Annotated in this window: 1 protein-coding gene; it reads left to right on the forward strand. The window is 71.3% G+C overall.

What is annotated here, in order from left to right:
- Positions 1 to 3,537, forward strand: a 3,537-nt coding sequence (locus ACFYY1_RS43140; RefSeq protein ID WP_388595574.1) for a beta-ketoacyl synthase N-terminal-like domain-containing protein, incomplete at both ends; no start/stop codon positions are given.

Raw genomic sequence — 3,537 nt, forward strand, 5'->3', positions numbered from 1 at the left:
GCCCAGCACCGCCACGCCCAGGGCCTGCCCGCCACCTCCCTCGCCTGGGGCCCCTGGGCCGAAGGCGGCATGGCAGGACGACTCGACGCGGCCGACATCGCACGCATGCGGCGCGCGGGTGTGCCACCGCTGTCGAACGAGGAGGGTCTGGAGCTCTTCGACGCAGGCATGGCGGCCGATGCCGCCGCACTGGTTCCGGTCCGTATCGACCTGTCCGTCGTCCGCAAGTCGGCGGCGCAGGGCGCGGAGGTCCCGCATCTGCTGCGCGGCCTGGTGCGAGTACCGCAGCGGCGCGCTGTGACACAGGACGGCTCCGCTGCGGGCGGCCTGGCCGGCCGGCTGGCGGGCCGCTCGGCAGAAGAGCGTCTTCAGTTGGTGCTGGATGTCGTACGGGGCGAGGTCGCGACCGTACTCGGCCACGCCTCCGGCGACGCGGTTCCCGCCCAGCGTGCCTTCACCGAGCTGGGCTTCGACTCCCTCACCGCCGTCGAACTCCGCAACCGCCTCGGCAAGGTCACCGGCCTCCGCCTGCCCGCCACCCTCGTCTTCGACTACCCCTCCGCCACCGTCCTCGCCGAATTCCTGACCACGGAGCTGGTCGGTGAGGTCGGGACGCAGGGCGCGGGCGCCATCGTGGCCACGGCCGCAGGGGCCGACGATCCGATCGCGATCGTCGGCATGAGCTGCCGCTACCCCGGTGGCGTGACCGGCCCCGAGGACCTGTGGAGCCTGGTCGCCTCGGGTGGTGACGGCATCGCACCGTTCCCGACCGACCGTGGCTGGGACCTCTCGCGGCTGTACGCGGACGCCGTGGCCGACGACGCGGAGGGCCGTTCGCTCACGCTTGAAGGCGGTTTCCTGCACGACGCGGGGATGTTCGACGCCGGATTCTTCGGGATCTCGCCGCGTGAGGCCCTGGCGATGGACCCCCAGCAGCGGCTGCTGCTCGAAGCCTCCTGGGAGGCGCTGGAGCGGGCCGGGATCGACCCGGACGCACTCCGGGGCAGCCGGACCGGCGTCTTCGCGGGGCTGATGTATCACGACTACGGCTCAGGGGCGGAGTCGATTCCCGCCGGGGTCGACGCCTTCCTGGGGCTGGGCACGTCCGGAAGCGTGCTCTCGGGGCGTGTCGCGTACGCGCTGGGCCTGGAGGGCCCGGCCGTCACCATCGACACGGCCTGTTCGTCGTCCCTCGTCGCGCTGCACTGGGCGATCCAGGCGCTGCGCTCGGGCGAGTGCGAGATGGCGCTCGCGGGCGGTGTGACGGTCATGTCGACGCCGACGACGTTCGCCGAGTTCAGCCGCCAGCGGGGCCTCGCCTCCGACGGCCGGTGCAAGTCGTTCTCGGACGATGCGGACGGTACGGGCTGGGGCGAGGGTGTCGGGGTTCTGCTGGTAGAGCGGCTCTCCGAGGCCCGACGCAAGGGCCACCAGGTGCTCGCGGTCGTCGCCGGTTCCGCCGTCAACCAGGACGGTGCGTCGAACGGTCTGACCGCCCCGAACGGTCCGTCGCAGCAGCGCGTCATCCGCCAGGCCCTCGCCAACGCGCGCGTCTCGGCCGACCAGGTCGACATCGTCGAGGCCCACGGCACCGGCACCTCCCTGGGCGACCCGATCGAGGCCCAGGCCCTCATCGCCACCTACGGCCAGGAACGCACGGAGGACCGGCCGCTCTGGCTCGGCTCCGTCAAGTCCAACCTCGGCCACACCCAGGCCGCCGCCGGAGTCGCCGGCATCATCAAGATGGTCATGGCCATGCGCCACGGCGTCATGCCCCAGACCCTGCACGTGGACGAGCCGTCCACCCACGTCGACTGGTCGGCGGGTGCGGTGGAGCTCCTCACCGAGAGCCGCGCATGGCCCGAGACCGGCGATCGTCCGCGCCGGGCCGCCGTCTCCTCGTTCGGCATCAGCGGCACCAACGCCCACATCATCCTGGAACAGCCGCGGGAGGAGGAGCCTGCGTCGGCCGAGGAGCCGGAGCCGGAGGTCGTGCTGCCGGCAATCCCGTGGGTGCTGTCCGCCAAGTCGGAACACGCATTGGCGGGTCAGGCGGAACGGCTGCTGGCGCAGTTGCGGGCGGACTCCGTTCCGTCACTCCTCGACATCGGTCACTCCCTTTCACTGACGCGTTCCCGGTTCGAACACCGGGTCGTGATCGTGGCGGCCGAGCGCGCGGACTTCCTGACCGCGCTGGAGACAGTCGCGGGGGCGGAGCCCTCGGCAGGCCGCGTGTTCGTGTTCCCCGACCGGGACGCGCAGGATGCCGAGCTGGTCGCCCTCGCGGAGGCTCATGTCTCGGGTGAGTCCGTGGACTGGTCGGCCATATTCGCCGGTACGGGGGCACGTCGGGTGGATCTTCCGACGTACGCGTTCGAGCACGAGCGTTTCTGGCTGGCGTCGGCGCTGGGCGGCAGCAGCCGTACGAGCCTGGCCTCGGCCGGTCTTGAGGCTGCCGAGCACCCGCTGCTGGCCGGCTCGGTCGGCGTCGCGGGCGAGGACGTCTCCCTCTTCACCAGCCGGTTGTCGCTGGATTCGCACCCGTGGCTCGCCGACCACACGGTCTTCGGCTCCGTCCTGCTGCCCGGCACCGCGTTCGTCGAACTCGCACTCCACGCAGGCGAGCGCATCGGCTGCGACGTACTGGACGAGCTGACCATCCAGGCCCCGCTGGTCTTCCCGGAAAACGGCACAATCGCCCTCCAGGTCGTCGTCGGCGCCGCCGAAACCGACAACCACCGCCCGGTCACCATCCACTCCAGCACCGAGACAAACACCTGGACCCTCCACGCCACAGGCTCCCTCTCCCCCGAACCCGCCACCCCCGGCACCCCCCTCACCCCATGGCCCCCACACGACGCGACCCCCGTCGACACCGACGGCCTGTACGAAAACCTGGCCACCGCCGGCTTCACCTACGGCCCCGTCTTCCAGGGCCTACGAGCAGCATGGCGACGCGGCGACGAGATCTACGCCGAAGTCGCACTCGACCAGGACCTCTGGGACGAGGCAGGCCGATTCGCCCTCCACCCCGCACTCCTCGACGCCACCCTCCACGCCATCGCAGCCACCGGCGGACCCACCGGACTCGACGGCCCCGGCCTCCCCTTCGCCTGGACCGGCGTCAGCCTCACCGCCATCGGCTCCCCCGTCCTACGCGTCCGCATCACCCACCACCAAAACGCCACCATCACCCTCGACCTCGCCGACGGCACCGGAACCCCCGTCGGACACATCGACGCCCTCACCCTCCGTCCCGTCACAGCCGAACAAATCGACGGAGCCTCGCCTCGCAAGGGCTTCGACTCCCTCTTCCAGCTCGAATGGGTCCCGGCCCCGACCACCCCGGCCACCGACCCTGCGGAGAAGCTCGACGTTCTCGAAGTACCCGGCCCCGACACCGGCGTCGACCAGATCACCGACGTCCACACCCGAGTCACCAACACCCTCACCCGCCTCCAGACCTGGCTCGACGAGGACCACCCCGACACCACCCACCTCATCGTCCTCACCCACGGCGCCACCACCGCCAACAAC

Source organism: Streptomyces sp. NPDC001890, from assembly GCF_042891445.1.
In the GTDB taxonomy this organism is placed as follows: Bacteria; Actinomycetota; Actinomycetes; order Streptomycetales; family Streptomycetaceae; genus Streptomyces.